This window comes from uncultured Tenacibaculum sp. (assembly GCF_947499065.1).
In the GTDB taxonomy this organism is placed as follows: Bacteria; Bacteroidota; Bacteroidia; order Flavobacteriales; family Flavobacteriaceae; genus Polaribacter.
Map to the genome: position 1 here is coordinate 126,885 of NZ_CANMMT010000008.1, position 19,167 is coordinate 146,051.

At 33.2% G+C, this 19,167-nt stretch carries 16 protein-coding genes; 11 read left to right on the forward strand and 5 right to left on the reverse strand.

The features are described from left to right. Position 1: 1 nt before the first annotated feature. Positions 2-511, reverse strand: coding sequence for an RNA polymerase sigma-70 factor (locus tag Q0958_RS15390; protein ID WP_299124616.1), 510 nt, complete (start codon positions 509-511; stop codon positions 2-4). A 250-nt stretch (positions 512-761) separates the two neighbouring features. On the opposite strand from Q0958_RS15390, the gene Q0958_RS15395 reads away from it, so the two are divergent. Then, positions 762-2,285 (forward strand): hypothetical protein, encoded by a 1,524-nt coding sequence (locus tag Q0958_RS15395; RefSeq protein ID WP_299124618.1) that lies wholly within the window; start codon positions 762-764, stop codon positions 2,283-2,285. A 107-nt stretch (positions 2,286-2,392) separates the two neighbouring features. Here the strand turns inward: Q0958_RS15395 and Q0958_RS15400 are convergent, their stop codons facing one another. From Q0958_RS15400 to Q0958_RS15410, 3 genes are read right to left on the reverse strand one after another with little or no spacing between them, the layout of a single operon-like run. Continuing rightward, positions 2,393-2,902 carry a DUF2480 family protein gene (locus Q0958_RS15400; protein WP_299124620.1) on the reverse strand — a complete coding sequence of 170 codons (510 nt, stop codon included), beginning with the start codon at positions 2,900-2,902 and terminating at the stop codon, positions 2,393-2,395. Between the two features lie 3 nt (positions 2,903-2,905). Further along, on the reverse strand, positions 2,906-3,226 hold the full coding sequence (locus tag Q0958_RS15405) for a DUF59 domain-containing protein (protein WP_150900180.1): 321 nt from the start codon (positions 3,224-3,226) through the stop codon (positions 2,906-2,908). Between the two features lie 10 nt (positions 3,227-3,236). Then, entirely contained in the window at positions 3,237-3,662 is a 426-nt protein-coding gene (locus Q0958_RS15410; RefSeq protein WP_235275482.1) for a SufE family protein, read from the reverse strand. Positions 3,663-3,736: 74 nt separating this feature from the next. On the opposite strand from Q0958_RS15410, the gene Q0958_RS15415 reads away from it, so the two are divergent. Both Q0958_RS15415 and Q0958_RS15420 read left to right on the forward strand, forming a co-directional pair. Beyond that, on the forward strand, positions 3,737-4,663 hold the full coding sequence (locus Q0958_RS15415; RefSeq protein WP_150900177.1) for a PfkB family carbohydrate kinase: 927 nt from the start codon (positions 3,737-3,739) through the stop codon (positions 4,661-4,663). Positions 4,664-4,752: 89 nt separating this feature from the next. Next, the gene (locus Q0958_RS15420; RefSeq protein ID WP_299124624.1) at positions 4,753-6,651 is read left to right on the forward strand and encodes an amidophosphoribosyltransferase; all 1,899 of its coding nucleotides are present in this window, start codon (positions 4,753-4,755) and stop codon (positions 6,649-6,651) included. A gap of 70 nt (positions 6,652-6,721) precedes the next feature. Here Q0958_RS15420 and Q0958_RS15425 read toward each other — a convergent pair whose 3' ends face one another. Next, a complete protein-coding gene (locus Q0958_RS15425) occupies positions 6,722-7,084 on the reverse strand; it encodes an SPOR domain-containing protein (RefSeq protein ID WP_150900175.1) in 363 nt (120 codons plus the stop codon). Positions 7,085-7,299: 215 nt separating this feature from the next. Between Q0958_RS15425 and Q0958_RS15430 the strand changes: the two genes are divergently transcribed. Genes Q0958_RS15430 through Q0958_RS15465 form a run of 8 tightly spaced genes read left to right on the forward strand, consistent with a single transcriptional unit; the run spans position 7,300 to position 18,758 of the window. Next, positions 7,300-8,595 (forward strand): c-type cytochrome, encoded by a 1,296-nt coding sequence (locus Q0958_RS15430; RefSeq protein WP_299124626.1) that lies wholly within the window; start codon positions 7,300-7,302, stop codon positions 8,593-8,595. Positions 8,596-8,626: 31 nt separating this feature from the next. Continuing rightward, positions 8,627-11,797, forward strand: a complete 3,171-nt coding sequence (locus tag Q0958_RS15435; protein WP_299124627.1) for a TAT-variant-translocated molybdopterin oxidoreductase — start codon at positions 8,627-8,629, stop codon at positions 11,795-11,797. A gap of 27 nt (positions 11,798-11,824) precedes the next feature. Further along, positions 11,825-13,225, forward strand: coding sequence for an NrfD/PsrC family molybdoenzyme membrane anchor subunit (gene nrfD / locus Q0958_RS15440; RefSeq protein ID WP_150900172.1), 1,401 nt, complete (start codon positions 11,825-11,827; stop codon positions 13,223-13,225). Beyond that, the gene (locus Q0958_RS15445) at positions 13,215-13,742 is read left to right on the forward strand and encodes a DUF3341 domain-containing protein (RefSeq protein WP_150900171.1); all 528 of its coding nucleotides are present in this window, start codon (positions 13,215-13,217) and stop codon (positions 13,740-13,742) included. Before nrfD ends, Q0958_RS15445 begins: the two co-directional genes overlap by 11 nt. 9 nt (positions 13,743-13,751) lie before the next feature. Further along, entirely contained in the window at positions 13,752-14,294 is a 543-nt protein-coding gene (locus Q0958_RS15450; RefSeq protein ID WP_175578715.1) for a cytochrome c, read from the forward strand. Between the two features lie 22 nt (positions 14,295-14,316). Beyond that, positions 14,317-15,912, forward strand: coding sequence for a quinol:cytochrome C oxidoreductase (locus tag Q0958_RS15455; RefSeq protein WP_299124630.1), 1,596 nt, complete (start codon positions 14,317-14,319; stop codon positions 15,910-15,912). Between the two features lie 34 nt (positions 15,913-15,946). Continuing rightward, the gene (locus Q0958_RS15460; protein WP_299124632.1) at positions 15,947-16,954 is read left to right on the forward strand and encodes a cytochrome c oxidase subunit II; all 1,008 of its coding nucleotides are present in this window, start codon (positions 15,947-15,949) and stop codon (positions 16,952-16,954) included. A gap of 34 nt (positions 16,955-16,988) precedes the next feature. Next, the gene (locus Q0958_RS15465; RefSeq protein WP_299124633.1) at positions 16,989-18,758 is read left to right on the forward strand and encodes a cbb3-type cytochrome c oxidase subunit I; all 1,770 of its coding nucleotides are present in this window, start codon (positions 16,989-16,991) and stop codon (positions 18,756-18,758) included. Positions 18,759-19,167: the final 409 nt, after the last annotated feature.

Below are 19,167 nucleotides of genomic sequence, written 5' to 3' on the forward strand. Positions count from 1 at the left end.
ATTATATGCCTTTTATTTGAGTTCGTAATGTTTTTAATGCCAAAGTCATTCTTTTTTCTACAGCTTTTACTGATATTTCTAGTTCTTCGGCTATTTCTCTATATTTTTTCTTGTCAATTCTATTCATTAAAAAAACCTCACGTTGTTTATCAGGCAAATCGCTAATTGCTTTTTGAAGTTTTTTTAAAAATTCTTGTTCTTCTAACAAGTATTCAGGAGTTTCATTGGTAGTACTTTTTACATTTAGCTTTTTGTGGGCTAAAACTACCTTTTGATGTGCATAATCATCAAGAAATAAATTATTAGCAACAGTAAATAAATAGGACTTTGCTTTTTCAAAAATAACCTTAGAACAGTTAGTCCATAGCTTAACAAAAGCTTCTTGAACAAAATCTTGAGCTTTTGCACTATCCCCACATTTATATATCATAAAACCATATAATCCATCAGCGTATGAATCGTATAACTTTTTATAGGTTACGGGAGCACAAACAGAATTTACATCCTTCATAAAATACTTTTTGTTTGACGTATAACGATTAACTACTAAAATACCCTACTAAAAAATAAATTCTTTTTGTAAAATATTTCTTCAAAGATAATTAATAGTCTTCATGGGGTTTTGTGAATGGTTTTTCTAAGAATTGGTGTTTCTCAGAAATAGAATTCAAAATAAAAAGTAGGGTTTTTTATTCATGTTTCGTTTCACAGTCAAATAATAGATGCGATTAAGCATTAGAATACCCTTAATATATTTAAAAATGAAAAGAATACTATCAATAGTAGCATTAACAACGGCTTTTTTAACATCGTGTAGTGAAACTACAATAGAACAACAAGGAGTAGATAATTTAACTGTGGTAGGAAGTATTCCTTCAGTAAAAACAATTACAGTTGTGCCTACAACACCACCAACAAAAAGTTCAACTATTTTATTTGATTTCGATTTTGAAGATGACAATGAAGGTTTTGTAGGTGTTTTAGAAAATAAACCATCAGATAAGGAAACACTAATTCGAAATATTTCTGAAACTACTTATAAGTGTAATCTAGCAAGAGGTAAAAAAGAAGATTTTCCAACCAAAGCACCAATAAACTTTAAAGGAAACGATACTTATTTTATGGGAAGGTTATTTAATAATGCAATAAAATCTGGAGGAGGTTGGAGTAATACAGATGGAGAAGCTTCATGTGTTGCCTTGTATTCAACAAAAAAAACCTTGAATTTTAAAAAAGATTTTGATGTAAATGAATTGTCAATTTCTTATGATTATTATGGGCAAGATGTAAATACAAGTTATATTTTTCCAGCAATTAATATTTTTTTACGTTCCAAGAAAACAAAAGAATCGATCAACTTAACACCGTCTGAAAAAGGATATACTTGGTCGAAATATGCTACCAAGATTCCAAGTAAAATAGTAGTTGGTGAATATGAATTAATAGTATTTCATGCTCCAAAAGGAATTGGACTTGATAATATTAAAATCTATACAGATAAAACGACTAGCAGTGCTAGTGAAATAAAAGTAAATGCAGGAACAGATGCAACAATTAATTTACCAACGAATACATTTGACTTAAATAGCACAATAACAAACCCGAAAGGGGAAAAAATTAAATCAATTGTTTGGACAAAAGTAAGCGGAAAGGGAGTGACAATTGCTGATAGTAATAAAGAAGATACTAAAATATCTAATTTACAAGCGGGAGAATATGTATTTAAAATTGTAGTTACAAATGAAAAAGATATAGCTGTTGAAGATACGGTAACAATTAAAGTTGATGATTCAAAAGTTTTATACGGTTTTACATTTGAGAAAAATGTAGAAGGTTTTGCTAATGCTAAGAATGCAGTTGAAAAGATTGATAAATACTGTAGAGGGAAAAGAGGAGATTTTCCAGCATATAATAGTTTGATGTATAGTGGAAATGACACCAGTTTTATGGGAATTAATATGGGAGAAATAGGTGGTTATTTTGCTACAGAAGCTACAAAGACATTTAAGTTATCAAAAACGTTTGGAGCAAATAAACTAGGAGTACAATTTAGTAGTCAGGTTATGGAGCCTTGGGGAGATGCAACAAGTATTAAAGTTGAATTAAAATCAGCTTCAGGAGCAGAAGTGATTTCTTTAGATGTAAAAAAATCAACAACAACATCGTCTTGGGAAATATTAAATGCAACTATAGCTAAAGAAGTACCAGCAGGAGATTATACTATTACTGTAAAACACGCTGGAGGTATGACTGCTATTGATGATATTTATATCTATGAAAAATAAAGAGTGAGTAGTAATTTTAATGAGTGTTTAAAAGAAATCCCCAAAGAGTTTAAATTCTTTGGGGATTTAATTTTTTATCTGCTTCATTTTAAATGAATGAAAAGATGTTATCTATTTTTCTTATACAAAGGAACAGTTGAACAAGCCTCACCAAACATAAGAGTTTTAGCAATTGGCTGAATTTTTTCTATTAATAAAGTATAAGCTGAAGGAGGAATAGGTTTATTAGCACACCCTTTAATAATTATAGGTTTGTCTTCATATTCCGAAATATCTAATGAATTGATGATTTCCTGATAAATTACAGTTTCTAACAGTTCTAAATTACCAACAACAACTTTACTGGTATATTCAGATAGTTGCGCTGTTAGTAATAAATGAGCCCAAGAAGGAATAATAGCATCAGAAGAACAAGTTAAAGCAACATATGAGTCTTGGTATTGTGACCAATCATGATTTTTTACCTGTTCTCTAAAGTCCTTTTCACGAAGAATTAAGCCTTCGTATAACCAATCTTTAATATCAAAAACAACACGCTTTCCTTGAGGATAAAAATCTTCAAGATCAATGGTTATAAGTTTGCTATTGGCAACTCTATTTATAATTTCTTCAGCCATATTTTATAGCATTCCTAATTCTAACTTAGCTTCATCGCTCATCATATCTTGAGTCCAAGTAGGGTCGAAAGTAATTTCAACTTCACAGTTGTTAATTTCTTTCAAAGTTTTAACTTTTTCCTCAATCTCTACAGGTAAGCTTTCGGCTACAGGGCAGTTAGGTGAAGTTAAGGTCATTAAAATTTTAGCATCGTTTTCTTCAGAAACGAATACGTCATAAATTAACCCTAATTCATATATGTCTACAGGTATTTCAGGATCGAATATTGTTTTCAATACTCGTACTATCTTATCTCCTAATTCTTCTAATTGAGTATCTGTCATCTTATTATTTTTAATTCGCTAATTTACTTTGTTGTGCAATTGCATACATTTTTATTTGCTTAACCATAGAAACTAAACCATTAGCACGAGTTGGGCTTAAGTGTTCTTTTAATCCAATTTCATCAATGAAATCAGTATTAGCATCTAGTATAGCTTGAGGAGTTTGGTTTGAAAAAACTCTTAATAGTAGCGCTACAATACCTTTAGTTAAAATAGCATCACTATCAGCTGTAAATTCAATAATATCATTGTTTAATTGAGAATGCAACCATACTTTAGATTGGCACCCTTTAATCAAATTTTCATCTAATTTATAAGCACTATCAATTAAAGGTAATGATTTTCCTAGGTCAATAATATACTCATAACGCTCCATCCAGTCTTCAAACATTGAAAACTCGTCAATAATTTCTTCTTGTATTTCTTTGATAGTCATTTTTTAAAACTATTTTTGCATCGTCTTACGACCACTTTATATAAAAGTGCAAAATTACAGTAAAAAAATAACAAATGAGTAAATTATTAGCAGTAGGTACTGTAGCGTTTGATGCTATTGAAACACCTTTTGGTAAAACAGATAAAATATTAGGAGGTTCTGGAACTTTTGTAGGTTTAGCAGCTTCTCAATTTGGAGTTAAAACAGGAGTCGTTTCTGTAGTAGGAGGAGATTTTCCTCAATCATATATAGATATGATGAACTCTAAAGGAATTAATACTGATGGAGTAGAGATTGTAAAAGAAGGAAAAACATTCTTTTGGAGTGGTAAGTACCATAACGATATGAACTCTCGTGATACATTAGTAACAGAGTTAAATGTATTAGAGCATTTTCAGCCAGTAGTACCAGAAGATTTTAAAGATGCAGGAATTGTAATGTTAGGAAACTTACATCCATTAACTCAAGCATCTGTTTTAGATCAAATGAACGAAAGACCAAAATTAGTAGTATTAGATACTATGAACTTTTGGATGGACATAGCTTTAGAAGATTTACATACTGTATTAAAAAGAGTAGATGTAATTACAATTAATGATGAAGAAGCACGTCAGTTAAGTGGAGAGTATTCATTAGTAAATGCAGCTAAGAAGATTCATGAAATGGGGCCTAAGTATGTAGTAATAAAGAAAGGAGAGCATGGAGCTTTATTATTCAATGAAGGAAAAATGTTCTTTGCACCAGCATTGCCATTAGCAGAAGTATTTGATCCAACAGGAGCAGGAGATACATTTGCAGGAGGCTTCTGTGGTTATTTAGCAAAAACAGAAGATATCTCTTTCCAAAACATGAAGAATGCAATTATTTACGGTTCGAACTTAGCATCATTTTGTGTAGAGAAGTTTGGAACGCAAAGAATGGAAGAGCTAACAAAAGAAGAGGTGCAAACACGTTTGCAGTCTTTTAAAGAGCTGACTCAGTTTGATATAGAATTATCATAAATACAATCCGCGCCTTTTGGTGCGGATTTTTTTATACAAAAAACAACAACACACAAGACAACAACACAACTAAAATATATTTAAATATAATGAGTGACGCTATTAAACATGAATGCGGAATTGCAATGGTTCGTTTATTAAAACCATTACAGTATTATAAAGATAAATACGGTACTGCATTTTATGGGGTAAACAAGATGTACTTGTTAATGGAAAAGCAACATAATCGTGGTCAAGATGGAGCTGGGCTTGCAAGTATAAAATTTAACGTAGAGCCTGGTACAAGATATATTAGTAGAGTTAGGTCTAATAAGGCGCAACCAATTCAAAATATCTTCGGGAAAATTAATAAAAGAATCAACGGAGTATTTGAAGAAAACCCAGATAAGATTGATGATGTTAAATGGCAAGAAGAAAATATACCATATATAGGTAACTTGTTTTTAGGGCATGTTCGTTATGGTACGTTTGGGAAGAACTCAATAGAAAGTGTACATCCATTTTTACGTCAAAATAACTGGAAGCATCAAAGTTTAATAGTTGCGGGTAATTTTAATATGACCAATTCAAGACAATTATTAAATGATTTAATTGATTTAGGGCAGCATCCAAAGGAGTTTACTGATACAGTAACAGTAATGGAGAAGATAGGTCACTTTTTAGAAGATGAAGTTTCTGATTTGTATATCAAAGCAAAAGAAGCTGGATTTAATAAAAAAGATGCTTCACCATATATAGAAGAGCATTTAGATATCCAAAGAATCTTAAAAAGATCAGCAAAAAATTGGGATGGAGGTTATGCCATGGCAGGACTACTTGGGCATGGAGATGCATTTGTGTTAAGAGATCCGTCAGCAATTCGACCAGCGTTTTATTACCAAGATGATGAAGTTGTAGTTGTAGCTTCAGAACGACCAGTGATTCAAACTGTATTTAATGTAGATATCAATTCAATAAAAGAGATTGAAAGAGGTCATGCATTAATTATTAAGAAGAATGGGAATACGACAATGAAGCCAGTTTTAGAACAGCGAGTTAAAAAAGCATGTTCATTTGAGCGTATCTATTTTTCACGAGGAAGTGATGCTTCTATATATGAAGAAAGAAAGAATTTAGGAAAGTATGTATTTCCTGAGGTTCTTAAATCGATTGATAGTGATATAGAAAATAGCGTATTTTCATACATTCCTAATACTGCAGAAACCTCATTTTTTGGAATGATGGAAGCAGCGGAAGATGTTTTGAATCAACAAAAAACAGCTGCGATATTAGCTGGTAATGGTAAGTTGTCAAAAGAAAAGGTGGTAGAAATATTATCTAAAAGACCACGTTTTGAAAAAATAGCAATTAAAGATGCCAAACTAAGAACGTTTATTACAGATGATAGTAGTAGAGATGACTTAGTGGCTCATGTGTATGATGTTACTTATGGAGTAGTAAAACCAACAGATAATTTAGTAATTATTGACGATAGTATTGTAAGAGGTACTACCTTGAAGAAAAGTATAATTAAAATATTAGACAGGTTAAATCCAAAGAAAATAGTAGTAGTATCATCAGCACCACAAATTCGCTATCCAGATTGTTATGGAATTGATATGGCAAAAATTAATGATTTTATTGCTTTCAAAGCAGCTTTAGAATTGTTAAAAGAAACAGGTCAATATTCGATAGTAGAAGAAGTTTACAAAAAATGTAAACAACAAGAAAATAGTGAAGATAAAGATGTGATAAACTTTGTAAAAGAAATTTATGCACCTTTTACAGATGAAGAGATTTCTGCTAAAATAGCTCAGATGTTAAAAACAGATGGAATTACTGCAGATATTGAAGTTATTTTTCAGCCAGTAAGTGGATTACACAAAGCTTGTCCAGATAATTTAGGTGATTGGTATTTTACAGGAGACTATCCAACAGATGGAGGTCATAGAGTAGTAAACCAAGCTTTCATTAATTTTTATGAAGGAAATGATAAAAGAGCATACTAATGCTTTTGTTCAGATATAAAAAAAGAGCGTTTTTAAAAACGCTCTTTTTTTATGCTTTAAATTTTAGATTCTATAATGGAACTACAATAGCTCCAGAGAATTTTTCACGTATTTTATTCAATGCTCTGTCGGCATGCAAACGTGTTTTATAGTTTCCAACTTGTATTTTCCATTCTGGTTCCGTGTAAGAAAGTTTAGTATAAACTCCTGGGAACTCAACTCTGAATCTTCCTCTTAAGCTTTTCGCTGTTCTTTCCAGTCCATTGTATAATTGGATTCTATAACCAGTACCATTAAGTTTATTATACGCTCTTTTCTTTTTTATTAAAGAGGTAATCTCTTTATTGTTAGAGGTGTTAGATTGAGCATTAGCAGAAACGATACCACCAATGAAAACCAATATAATAGCTATTAAAAACCTGTGTTTTTTCATTTCTTTAAATCTTTTTACAAAAGTAACGACTTGTTGGTTAATAGATTGTCAATGTTATTTATTTAGAATTAATATAAATTATAAATTAGCAATCTCTTAACATTTCACAATTTAGACAGAAGTAGTACTTTTGTGCAACTTTCTGTGTATTGTTTTTTGAAACTGTATATAGAAAAAATTGTACCAAAATAGATACAAAACTTATATTTTATAGTATGAAAAGTGTGAAACATCACAGCAGATTAACCCAAACACTCGCAAAGAGTTTAGCTTTCTTTTTAGTATTATTCATGAGTTTCTCGGCATTTTCGCAAGGAGATGTAGACGAAGCACGTCAGAAAGAAGGGAAAAAATTATTTAAATCTTTATGTGCTTCATGTCATAAATTAGACAAGAAGCTTGTAGGTCCTGCTTTAGGAGGCGTTGAAGAAAAAAGGTCTAACGAGTGGTTAAAAGCTTGGATTAAAGACAATGCTGCATTAAGAGCTTCAGGAGATAAAGATGCTATTGAGATTTTTGAAGAGTATAAGCAGTCGAATATGACGGCATTCCCTTCGTTGACGGATAAAAATATCGATGATATTTTATACTATACTACTGTAGGTGAGCTTAAGAAAGCTGATGTTCCTGGTGGTGATATAGAGGTAGCTAGCGCAAAAGGAGCGGCTCCAAAGTGGTTGATTTACATTTTAGCAGCGGCTATTATTGTAGCGTTCTTAATTATTGGTAGTTTATTAAAAACAATTAGCGAGTTAAAAGGAGCTCCTAAAACACCAGGTTTATTAGGGCAAACTGCTGAATTATGGGAAGGTATTAAGCAAAATACATTCTTACATGTATTAGCTGTAATATTCGGAGCTTTAATAACAGCTTATTTCTTATTCGGAACATTGTTTAAAGTAGGTGTTGATGAAGGTTATCAACCAATTCAACCAATTGCTTTTTCACATAAAATACACGCTGGAGACAATAAGATAGATTGTCAATATTGTCACTCTGCAGCAAAGCATAGTAAGAATTCAGGGATTCCATCTGTAAATGTTTGTATGAACTGTCATAAGAATATTTCAGAAGTAGCGGATGATACAAAAGTAGTAATGGAAGATCATACCTTAGTTAAGGCTGATTTAGATAAGGAGATTGCTAAGATTTATGAAGCTGCTGGATGGGATGCAGAAAAATTAGAGTACACTGGAAATACAAAGCCAGTTAAATGGATAAGAGTTCACAACTTACCAGATTTTGCATATTTTAATCACTCACAACACGTAACAGTTGCTGGATTAAAATGTCAAAAATGTCACGGACCAGTTGAGGAAATGGAAGAAGTATATCAATACTCTCCATTAACAATGGGTTGGTGTATCGACTGTCACAAAGCAACTAAGGTTGACTTGAAAGGAAATGAATACTATGCTAAGATTCATAAAGAATTAGCAGAAAAGTATGGGGTAGAGCAAGTAACAATTGCGCAGTTAGGAGGAAAAGAGTGTGGTAAGTGCCACTATTAATCAATTAGAAAGTAGAAAAACACGTATATAAATGGCTTCAAACAAAAAATACTGGCAAAGTGTTGAGGAACTAAAAGATAGTTCTATTGTTGAAACGCTACGTAATAATGAGTTTGTACAAGATATTCCTACAGATGAGTTTTTAGGTGACAAAGAAACGTTAGAAACATCATCAACTTCACGTAGAGATTTCTTGAAATATGTTGGATTTACAACAGCAGCAGCTTCTTTAGCAGCTTGTGAAGGTCCAGTAAGAAAATCAATTCCTTATGTAGTACAACCAAATGATATCGTTGTAGGTGTTGCTGATTGGTATGCAACTACTATGGCTGACGGATTTGATTTCGCAAACGTATTAGTAAAAACAAGAGAAGGGCGTCCTATTTTAGTGATGCCAAATAAAGAAGCAAATGCAGATGTAAATGCAAGAACAGTAGCTTCTATATTATCATTATATGATGAGAAATTACGTTTAAAAGAGCCTAGTAAAGGTGGTGCAAATATTTCTTGGGAAGATGCAGATAAAGAAATTGTAGCAAAATTAAACGGATTAAAAGAAGCAAACGAACCAGTAGTGTTATTAACAGGTACTTTAGCGAGTCCTTCTACTGAAAAAGTAATTGCTGATTTTATAACTGCTTATCCAAATGTAACACACGTAGTATACGATGCTGTTTCTGAAAGTGGAGCGGCAGATGCTTTTGAAGCAATGTATGGTAAACGTGCTTTACCTAACTATGACTTTAGTAAAGCAGAAGTAATTGCTTCAATTGGAGCAGATTTCTTAGCTGACTGGCATGGTGGTTTCGAAGGAAGTTATGTAAAAGGTAGAAAAGTAAACAGCGGTAAGATGTCTTACCATGTACAACTTGAAAGTAACATGTCGCTTACAGGTGCAAATGCCGATAAGCGTGTGGTATTAAAACCTTCTGAACAAGTTTATGCTTTAATTAATCTTTACAATGCTATAACTGGAGGATCTCTTCCTTCAAAAGCAACTAAGGTTGATGCTGAGATTAAAAACTTAGCTGCTGCCTTAATGAAAGCAGGTTCAAAAGGAGTTGTTGTTACAGGATTAAATGATAAAAATGCTCAATTAATCGCTTTAGAAATAAATAAAGCATTAAAGAGTACTATTATCGATGTAAACAAGCCTATTTATAAAAGACAAGGAGATGATAAAAAAGTAGCTAAGTTAGTTGCTGATATGAAATCTGGAGCAGTTAAAGGTTTAGTAACTTATAACGTGAATCCAGTTTTCAGTTTAGCAAACGCTGCTGATTTCTCTGAAGGATTAAAGAAATTAAAATTATCTGTTGCATTAACTACTCAAAATGATGCTACAGCTAATGCTACAGAATATAAATTACCAGCTCCTCACTATTTAGAGTCTTGGGGAGATGTTGTTGTTGAAGAAGGATCTTATGGTTTAATGCAACCAACAATTCAACCATTATTCAATACACGTCAGTTACAAGATGTATTATTAAAATGGTCTGGTAGTACTGTAAACTATTACGATACTTTAAAAGAATACTGGAATACTAACGTTTTAGGAGGAGCATCTTGGAATCAAGCATTACATGATGGATTCTTCAAAGCAGAAACCGTTGTTGAAGAAGTTGAAGCACCAACAGAAACTGTTGTAGATTTAACTGCAGCAGCAGGTGAGTTAGCAAGATCAGCAGGGAAAGCTTCAGGATTCGAATTAAACTTATTTACATCTACTGCTTTAGGAGATGGTAAACAAGCAAACAACCCTTGGTTACAAGAGTTACCAGATCCACTTACAAGAGCTACTTGGGATAACTACTTAACAATGTCTATTTCAGATGCAAGAGAGTTAGGTTTTGAAAACCCAGTAAGAGATAACGGAGCAATCGATGGTAATTATGCTACAGTAACAGTAAACGGAGTAACTATTAAAAATATTCCAGTAATGATTCAACCAGGTCAAGCAAAAGGATCTGTTGGATTAGCGTTAGGTTACGGTAGAACTCAAGGATTGAAAAAAGAAATGCAAGTTGGTGTTAACGCATACCCATTCTATATGAATGGAAATAACATCCAATACAATGTTTCAATTGAGAAAACATCAGGATGGCATAAGTTTGCTTGTACACAGGTACAAAGTACACTTGCAGGACGTCACGATATTTTAAAAGAAGCTACTTTAAAAGAAGTAAATAATAAAAACTTAGATCCTAAGCATACATGGAATAAACCATATATGGTTTCTTATGATCACCAAGAAGTTGAGGGAAGTACTATCGACTTATGGGAAGATCATGATAGAAGTATAGGACACCACTTCAAATTATCTATCGACTTAACTTCATGTACAGGATGTGGAGCATGTGTTGTAGCATGTCACGCAGAAAACAATGTACCAGTTGTAGGTAAGGATGAAATGAGAGTTGGTAGAGATATGCACTGGTTGCGTATTGACCGTTATTATTCATCTACTGTTGAAGATAAGCAGTACGAAAAAGATGAAGATGGTAAGACTAGACCAACATTAGAGCAGTTTAAAGCTGATAATCCAGGTTTAGCGAATCAAGAAGTAGAAAGAAGATATACTGAAAAGATATTAGAGTTAAGTAAAGGAGATTTATTTGACGCTTTAGAAAATCCAGCAGAGAACCCACAAGTTGCTTTCCAACCAATGATGTGTCAGCACTGTAATCACGCACCATGTGAAACAGTATGTCCGGTAGCAGCAACATCACACGGTCGTCAAGGTCAAAACCAAATGGCGTATAACCGTTGTGTAGGAACTAGATATTGTGCAAATAACTGTCCATATAGAGTTCGTCGTTTTAACTGGTTTAACTATGCAGAAAACGAAGAGTTTGATTTCAACATGAATAACGAGTACGGTAAAATGGTATTAAACCCAGACGTAGTTGTTCGTTCAAGAGGAGTTATGGAAAAATGTTCATTCTGTATCCAGTCAACTCAAGCAGTTATCTTAAAAGCAAAAAGAGAAGGAAGAGCAGTAAGAAAAGACGAGTTTAACGATGCTTGTGCTTGTTCTGCAGCATGTTCTTCTGGTTCTATGGTGTTTGGAGATGTAAACAATCCAGAAGATCCAGTAACGCCATTAGTAGAAGATAAAAGAGCATTCCACGTGTTAGACTATATTGGAACAAAACCAAATGTAGTGTACCAAGTGAAAGTTAGAAATACAAACGAAGCTTAATAATAAAATTAATAAGTATATAGATTTATGTCGTCTCATTACGAATCATCTTATAGAGAACCATTAATACTTGGTGACAAGAGTTACCATGATATTACTGAAGATATTGCAAAACCTATTGAAGGTAAAGCAAACAAACATTGGTATGTAGCATTCTATATCTCTTTAGCAGCAATGTTATGGGGATTTGGATGTATCTTTTACACCGTAGGAACAGGAATCGGTGTATGGGGATTAAGTAAAAATATCGGTTGGGCATGGGATATCACCAACTTTGTATGGTGGGTAGGTATCGGTCACGCCGGAACACTTATCTCAGCGGTATTATTATTATTCCGTCAAAAATGGAGAATGGCAATTAACCGTTCTGCAGAGGCAATGACAATCTTTGCCGTATTCCAAGCAGGTTTATTCCCAATTATTCACATGGGACGTCCATGGAATGGGTACTGGGTATTACCAATTCCTAACCAGTTTGGTTCGTTATGGGTAAACTTTAACTCGCCTTTATTATGGGATGTATTCGCAATCTCTACGTATTTATCAGTATCATTAGTATTCTGGTGGACTGGTTTATTACCTGATTTTGCAACAATCCGTGATAGAGCTGTTAAGCCATTCCAAAAGAAGATATATGCATTATTATCTTTCGGATGGTCTGGTAGAGCTAAAGATTGGCAACGTTTTGAAGAGGTGTCATTAGTATTAGCAGGTTTAGCAACACCATTAGTACTTTCAGTACACACGATTGTATCGATGGACTTCGCAACTTCTATTAACCCAGGATGGCACTCAACAATCTTCCCTCCATATTTCGTAGCAGGGGCAATCTTCTCTGGATTCGCAATGGTACAAACGTTATTAGGTATTATGCGTAAAGTAACGAATATGGAAGCATATATTACACGTTTACACGTAGAGTATATGAATATCGTAATTATCGTAACAGGAGGTATCGTAGCAGTAGCATATGCAACAGAGTTCTTTATTGCATGGTATACAGGATCACCTTACGAAAATTATACATACTTATCTTTTGGAGCTGAAGCAGGAGCATACGGATGGGCATTTTGGTCTTTATTAATCTGTAACATCTTTACTCCACAGTTATTATGGTTTAAGAAAATTAGAAGAAGTTTTATTTGGTCTTTTATTATCTCAATTATCATCAATATAGGAATGTGGTTTGAGCGTTTCGATATTATCGCAATTGTATTAAGTAAAGGTCAATTACCATCAACATGGTGGCGTTTTGAGCCAACATTTGTAGATGTAGGTATCTTTATTGGAACTATTGGATTCTTCTTTGTATTATTCTTATTATATGCAAGAACTTTCCCTGTAATTCCTACAGCAGAGATTAAGACAATCTTGAAATCAACAGGTGAGAACTATAAAAAATTAAGAGAGGAGAACAATGAGCACTAATAAAGTAATTCACGCATTATATAATGATGATGATATCTTAATGGATGCCGTTAAGAAAGTAAAAGCAGATCACCATCATATTGAAGAAGTATTTTGTCCATTTCCAGTTCACGGATTAGACAAAGCAATGGGATTAGCACCAACACGTTTAGCCATCACTGCTTTTATGTATGGTATTACAGGTTTATCGGTTGCTATTTGGTTAACATGGTATACTATGATTGCAGATTGGCCACAAGATATTGGAGGTAAACCTAACTTTTCTTGGGCTACTAACATGCCAGCTTTCGTTCCAATTATGTTCGAATTAACAGTATTCTTTGCAGCTCACTTAATGGTTATTACATTTTACATGAGAAGTAAAATTTGGCCATTCAAAAAAGCTGAAAACCCAGACCCAAGAACTACAGATGATCACTTCTTAATGGAGATCCCTGTTCACGGTAACGAAGAAGAATTAAAAGCTTTGTTAGAAACAACAGGAGCTGTAGAAATTAACGTAGTAGAAAAGCATTAATTAAGAGATATGAAGAGCTTAAAAATAATTATCGCTTTAGTTGTAGTTGCAAGCTTAGCTTCTTGTAATAACAAACGTAAACCACAAGTACAATATATGCCAGATATGTATGTATCTGTAGCTTATGATGCAAATGGAGCTAATTCACCAGGAGGAATGGTTGATAGATTACCAGTTGCAGGTACTGTAAGTAGAAATGGTATAGTAGCTTATGATATTCCTGATACAAATGAAGGATACGAAAAAGCAAAAGCTGAATTAAAAAACCCTTTACCTACTAATGAGGTTAACTTAGAAAAAGGTAAAGAGTTATACGGAATTTACTGTGCCTCTTGTCATGGAACAAAAGGAGATGGAAACGGAGTTTTATCGCAAAGAGATAAATTCAATGGTATTCCAAATTACAAGGATAGAGATTTAACACCAGGAAACATTTACCATGTAATTATGTATGGTAAAAACTTAATGGGATCTCATGCATCACAGTTAAAGTACAAAGAGCGTTGGCAAATTGTACAATACGTAGAAAAATTAAGAAGCGAATTAAAATAAGTCTATAATAGATAGTTAAGATATGTACCAGTTTTCAGGAAAATTAAAAATGCTTGCTATTGCTCTTATGGTTTTAGGAGCCTTAGGTACTGCCGCTAGTTTTATGTCGGCACCTAAAACATTAGAAGAAGCAAAAGAAATTTTAGCAAAACAAGAGGCACACCATGGAGGTGGTCACGGAGCAGCTGATTCACATGGTGAAGAAAAAGCTCACGCTAAAGAAGCTAAGACTGAAGCGCATGCTGAAGTTGAAAAACATTCAGAAGAAGCAGCTGCAAAAGCACACGAAGCTGATAGCATTGCTACACATGCAAAAGAAACAACAGAAGAAGCTCACACAGCAGATAGTACAGCTGTTCATGCAGAAGATACTCACAAAAAAGAGGTAAAAGAAGCACATGTAGAAGTTGTTGCATCAAAAGATGCTCATGCAACTAATGCACATGGTGAAGATCACGGAGATGCACATGCAGAACACGCTTTTCACCAAATGCAAAACAGACCTTGGGCAGCTTTCTTCGTAGCGTTATTATTCTTCTTAGGAGTAACATTATTAGTATTAGCTTTCTATGCAATTCAAAGAGTAGCACAAGCAGGATGGTCTGTAGTGTTATTTAGAGTAATGGAAGCAATAACTGCAAACATGCACTATGTAAGTGCAATTATGTTATTGTTCTTAATTGCTACAGCAATGCACATCAATCACTTATTTCCATGGATGGGAGAGGGTGTTGTAGATCCTACAAGTCCAAACTACGATCCAATTATAGATGGAAAGAAATGGTACTTAAATACACCAGGATGGTTAATTAGAAGTATCTTCTACTTATTAGTATGGAATGCTTACCGTTTTATTATCAGAAAAGGATCTATCCAACAAGATAATGGTGATTTAAAATTACACAAGAGAAATTATAACATATCTGTAATCTTCTTATTTTTCTTTATGATTACAGAGTCTATGATGGCTTGGGATTGGATTATGGGAATTGACCCACACTGGTTCTCAACATTATTCGGATGGTATGTATTAGCTACTTTCTTAGTATCAGCTTTAACTGTAATTGCTTTTGTAACAATTTACTTACGTTCTAAAGGATATTTACCATTAGTTAACGATAGCCATATTCACGATTTAGCTAAATATATGTTTGGTTTCTCTGTATTCTGGACTTACTTATGGTTTGCACAGTTTATGTTAATTTGGTATGCAGATATGCCAGAGGAAACTACATATTACTTATTGCGTTTTAACGAATACAAAGTACCATTCTTAGCAATGGTAGTAATGAACTTCATCTTCCCTGTATTATTATTAATCAACAGTGACTTTAAGAGTGTACCTTGGTTTGTAGTGTTAGGAGGAGTAGTAATATTAGCAGGTCACTACTTAGATTTATTCGTAATGATTATGCCTGGTACTGTAGGAGCTCAATACGGATTTGGAGTTGGAGAAATTAGTGCAATCTTATTCTTCGTAGGATTGTTTATTTTCGCAACGTTCAATGCATTTGCAAAAGCAGATCCAGTAGCAAAAGGAAACCCATTCTTACACGAGAGTGAAACTTTCCATTACTATAATATCGAACACAGAGGAGAAGATAGTAATCATCATTAATAATTAGAATTAATAAACAAATAGTTTAGATAATATGCTCGCTTTATTTTATATTTTCATAGCAGTTGCAATAGGAGTAAGTTTTTGGCAAATTACTCGTATCATGAATTTCCGTTCTGTAATTGCTACAGATAAAGACAACGAAACACAAGGTAAATTAGCTTTAGGATTCTTAGCTTTCTTATATGCAATGATGATTTACTGTTTAATCGCAATGAATGTAATAATGTTACCAGAATCTGCTTCTATAGAAGGAGAACATGATGATAACTTATTCAACATTACATTTTGGTTAATTGGAATAGTTCAATTTGGAATGCAGTTCTTAATTTTCTTCTTCACTTATAAGTATAGAGGAAATAAAGACAAAAAGGCATTGTTTTATGCTGATAGCCATAAATTAGAACTTTTATGGACATCTATTCCAGCAGTAACAATTGTATTATTAATTGGTTATGGATTATGGGCTTGGAACAACATTATGTATGTTGGAGCCGATGAAAACCCAATTGAAATTGAAGTATACTCAAGACAATTCGATTGGCAAGCGCGTTATGCAGGAGCTGATAATGAGTTAGGATTAGGGAATGTAAATTTCATTAAAGGAATTAACTCTATGGGAGTTGATATGTCAGACCCTAAATCACAAGACGATAAAAAAGTTACTGAATTAGTATTACCGAAAGGAAAGAAAATATTATTTAAATTCCGTTCACAAGATGTATTACACTCTGCGTACATGCCACACTTTAGAGCACAAATGAACTGTGTTCCAGGTATGATTACTCAGTTTGCATTTACACCGAAGTATACTACAGAAGAAATGCGTCAAAATTCTGAAGTAATAGCGAAAACTGAAGGAATTAACAAAATTAGAAGAGCTAAAGGTGAAGAGCCTTATGAATTCAACTACTTATTGTTATGTAACAAAATTTGTGGAGCATCTCACTACAACATGCAAATGAAAATTACTGTTGTTGAAGAAGCTGAATACAAGAAGTGGTTATCAGAGCAAAAAACATTAGCTCAAGTTATTAAATAAGATTTTTTCAAAAAAGTTATATAAAAGATAGATTATGTCAGATCATCATCACAAAGAAACATTTGTAACTAAATATATCTTCAGTACAGATCACAAAATGATTTCGAAGCAGTTCCTTGTTACAGGTATATTCATGGGTATCATTGGAGGTTTTATGTCTATGTTATTTCGTTTGCAAATTGCATGGCCAGATACTTCATTCTCAATAATTGAAGCATTTTTAGGAAACCATCAAACAGATGGTATTATGAACCCAGATATGTACTTAGCATTGGTAACAATACACGGTACAATAATGGTATTCTTTGTATTAACAGCAGGTTTAAGTGGTACCTTTTCAAACTTACTAATTCCATTACAGATTGGAGCACGTGATATGGCTTCTGGTTTCTTAAACATGGTTTCTTACTGGTTATTTTTCTTATCATCAGTAGTAATGGTTATATCATTGTTTGTTGAAGCAGGACCAGCATCTGCAGGATGGACTATTTATCCTCCATTATCTGCGTTACCACAAGCAATTCCAGGTTCAGGTACAGGTATGACATTATGGTTAGTGTCTATGGCAATATTCATTGCTTCTTCGTTAATTGGATCATTGAACTATATTGTTACTATATTAAACTTGCGTACAAAAGGAATGAAAATGACAAGATTGCCATTAACAATGTGGGCATTCTTTATTACAGCAATTATTGGTGTTATTTCATTTCCAGTATTATTATCTGCAGCTTTATTATTAATATTCGATAGAAGCTTTGGAACATCATTCTATTTATCGGATATCTTTATTTCAGGAGAAGTATTACATTACCAAGGAGGATCACCAGTATTATTTGAACACTTATTCTGGTTCTTAGGTCACCCTGAAGTATATATTATATTATTACCAGCATTAGGATTAACATCTGAAGTAATCTCTACAAATGCACGTAAACCAATTTTCGGTTACCGCGCAATGATTGGATCAATTATGGCAATTGCATTCTTATCAACAATTGTATGGGGACACCACATGTTTATCTCAGGAATGAATCCATTCTTAGGTTCGGTATTTACGTTTACAACAGTATTAATTGCAATTCCATCAGCTGTAAAAGCATTTAACTATGTAACTACATTATGGAAAGGTAACTTACAGTTAAATCCGGCTATGCTATTCTCTATTGGATTAGTTTCTACTTTCGTAACAGGAGGTTTAACAGGATTAGTATTAGGAGATTCAGCATTAGATATTAATGTTCATGATACATACTTTGTGGTAGCACACTTCCACTTAGTAATGGGTGTATCTGCATTATTAGGAATGTTTGCTGGTGTATATCACTGGTTCCCTAAGATGTATGGTAGAATGATGAATAAAACATTAGGATACTGGCACTTCTGGTTAACAATTATTACAGCGTATGGAGTATTCTTCCCAATGCACTTTGTTGGATTAGCAGGTTTACCACGTCGTTATTATACAAATACAAACTTCCCAATGTTTGATGATTTAGTAGAAATTAACGTATTCATGACGGTAATGGCTATAATTGGAGGAGCAGCTCAATTAATATTCTTAGCTAACTTCTTTATTTCAATCTATAGAGGACAAAAAGCAACACAAAATCCATGGAAAGCTAATACATTAGAATGGACTACACCAGTAGAACATATCCACGGAAACTGGCCAGGAGCTATTCCAGAAGTTCACAGATGGGCTTATGACTACAGTAAGACTGATGAAAACGGTGAATATGTACACGGACAAGATTTCGTATTACAAACTACGCCATTATTAGACGGTGAAGAACCAACCTAATAAATAGCATATAAAAGCTAAAAAAGCCTTCCAAATTTTGGAAGGCTTTTTTATTTGATAACATTTAAAATTTATATAAAGAATAGATTAATAGTATAAGGAGGAAAATGTATTAATACTTTATAGCTTAATAGCTAATCGAATGGTATTAATATAGTAACAGAGTTTATAATAAGAATAGAATTATTGTTACTAGAAAGATAAATACAGAGTGTGAAACTTCTCTGATTAATGTTTAGGGGGCTTTTATAAGAAGATAGCAAATAGTTTACTTAATATACTTTTTAAATTCAGCTAAAGATTATCGTTAAATAAGTAGACTAGGAGCGGGAAGTACTTTCTATTTTACCATACGAAAGAGCTTCGTTGAATGATACAGGAGTATCTAATTATAGATAATAAGTTTGAT

Bases quoted from the DNA above. Each gene is read 5' to 3' on its own strand.
- Q0958_RS15390 (WP_299124616.1), bottom strand. From the start codon at position 511: ATGAAGGATGTAAATTCTGTTTGTGCTCCCGTAACCTATAAAAAGTTA.
- Q0958_RS15395 (WP_299124618.1), top strand. From the start codon at position 762: ATGAAAAGAATACTATCAATAGTAGCATTAACAACGGCTTTTTTAACA.
- Q0958_RS15400 (WP_299124620.1), bottom strand. From the start codon at position 2,902: ATGGCTGAAGAAATTATAAATAGAGTTGCCAATAGCAAACTTATAACC.
- Q0958_RS15405 (WP_150900180.1), bottom strand. From the start codon at position 3,226: ATGACAGATACTCAATTAGAAGAATTAGGAGATAAGATAGTACGAGTA.
- Q0958_RS15410 (WP_235275482.1), bottom strand. From the start codon at position 3,662: ATGACTATCAAAGAAATACAAGAAGAAATTATTGACGAGTTTTCAATG.
- Q0958_RS15415 (WP_150900177.1), top strand. From the start codon at position 3,737: ATGAGTAAATTATTAGCAGTAGGTACTGTAGCGTTTGATGCTATTGAA.
- Q0958_RS15420 (WP_299124624.1), top strand. From the start codon at position 4,753: ATGAGTGACGCTATTAAACATGAATGCGGAATTGCAATGGTTCGTTTA.
- Q0958_RS15425 (WP_150900175.1), bottom strand. From the start codon at position 7,084: ATGAAAAAACACAGGTTTTTAATAGCTATTATATTGGTTTTCATTGGT.
- Q0958_RS15430 (WP_299124626.1), top strand. From the start codon at position 7,300: ATGAAAAGTGTGAAACATCACAGCAGATTAACCCAAACACTCGCAAAG.
- Q0958_RS15435 (WP_299124627.1), top strand. From the start codon at position 8,627: ATGGCTTCAAACAAAAAATACTGGCAAAGTGTTGAGGAACTAAAAGAT.
- nrfD (WP_150900172.1), top strand. From the start codon at position 11,825: ATGTCGTCTCATTACGAATCATCTTATAGAGAACCATTAATACTTGGT.
- Q0958_RS15445 (WP_150900171.1), top strand. From the start codon at position 13,215: ATGAGCACTAATAAAGTAATTCACGCATTATATAATGATGATGATATC.
- Q0958_RS15450 (WP_175578715.1), top strand. From the start codon at position 13,752: ATGAAGAGCTTAAAAATAATTATCGCTTTAGTTGTAGTTGCAAGCTTA.
- Q0958_RS15455 (WP_299124630.1), top strand. From the start codon at position 14,317: ATGTACCAGTTTTCAGGAAAATTAAAAATGCTTGCTATTGCTCTTATG.
- Q0958_RS15460 (WP_299124632.1), top strand. From the start codon at position 15,947: ATGCTCGCTTTATTTTATATTTTCATAGCAGTTGCAATAGGAGTAAGT.
- Q0958_RS15465 (WP_299124633.1), top strand. From the start codon at position 16,989: ATGTCAGATCATCATCACAAAGAAACATTTGTAACTAAATATATCTTC.